General features: G+C 74.4%; 1 protein-coding gene. It reads left to right on the plus strand.

All coding sequences use genetic code 11. The features are described 5' to 3' along the window. Positions 1–1,249: Ig-like domain-containing protein (locus AB0C29_RS48510; RefSeq protein WP_360835153.1), on the plus strand; the 1,249-nt coding region annotated here is incomplete at its 5' end. Positions 1,250–1,390: the final 141 nt, after the last annotated feature.

A 1,390-nucleotide genomic window follows, 5' to 3' on the forward strand; every position in this document is an offset into this window, starting at 1 on the left:
AGTGGCGCAGATCCGCGCGGCGATCGAGAGCGGTGCCGACCCGGTGGGCACCTGGGTCGCCAAGGGCCGGGTCAACGCCGGCGCCACCCTGGCCGCGCTGTCCGGCACGCCCGCCACCCCGAACCCGGTCCCGAACCCGCCGGCCGCCCCGGCCGGCCCGGTCATCACCGGCTTCGGTCTCACCGCCGGGCAGCTGGTCCGCGGCACCGTGGCGTTCTCGCCGTCGATCACCTCGGCCACCGCCCTGGCGAAGGTGCAGCTGCGCACCCAGACCGGCACCAAAGAGGCCACCACCAACCTCGCGCTGACCGGCACCCGGCAGGTCTCCTGGAAGACGACCGGCTTCACCGGCCCGGCCACCCTGACGCTGACGGTCACCGACACCGCCGGCCGTACCGCCACCGCGCAGGTCAAGGTCACCGTGGACAACACCGCCCCGGCCGCCACGGTCACCAGCCCGGCCGCCGGCGCGACGGTCACCAAAACCGTCCCGGTGACCATCAGCACCACCGCCACCGACGTGGTGAAGGTGGAGCTGCTGGTCAAGAACGCGGTCGTCGCCACCGCCACCACCGCCCCCTGGGCGCTGACCTGGGACAGCACCGGCGCCAACGCCGGCGTGAGCCTCACCGTGCGGGTCACGGACACCGCCGGCAACATCACCACGGTCACCCGCGCCGTCGTCGCCGACAACGCCGGACCGGTGCTGAGCTGGCGGACACCGGCGGCCGACGCCGTCGTCGGCGGGACGCCCAAGGTGGAGGCGAGCGCCACCGACGCCTCAGGGGTGACGAAGGTCGAGCTGCTGCGCGGCGACACGGTGCTGGCCACCGACACCACAGCGCCGTACTCCTTCGCCTGGAACACCGCCGGTGCCGCCGGCCGGACCGCCCTGGTCCTGCGGGCCACCGACAAGCTGGGCTACGTCTCCACCGCCGCGCGCACGGTCGTCGTCGACAACAAGGCCCCGGTCGTGACCTCGGTCAGCCCGGCCGCCGCGGCCTCGGTCACCGGCTCGCTGACGACCAGCCTGACCGCCACCGACGAGCAGGGCGTGGCCGCCATCGACCTGCTGGTCAACGGCAAGCGGACGACCGGCGTGCGGGGCCGTACGACGCTGCTCTTCTCGTTCCCGGCCGGCCGGCTCACCGGCACCCCGACGCTGACCTGGACGGTCACCGACAAGGCGGGCAACGTCACGACCGTCACCCGCACCGTGAGCATCGCCAAGTCGGCCGGCCAGAAGTAGCCGAGCCGTGGGCCCCGGCCCCGGCCGCCGAACCCTCCGCCGGTGGGCGGCCCGGGTGCTCTGGCAGGATCGACGGGTGGAAGACCGCCGGACCGCCGCCGTGCTGCTGGTGTTCGGGCGCGGTGTCATCGGCGCCGGCGA

The organism is Actinoplanes sp. NPDC048791, assembly GCF_040650095.1.
Lineage (GTDB): Bacteria > Actinomycetota > Actinomycetes > Mycobacteriales > Micromonosporaceae > Actinoplanes.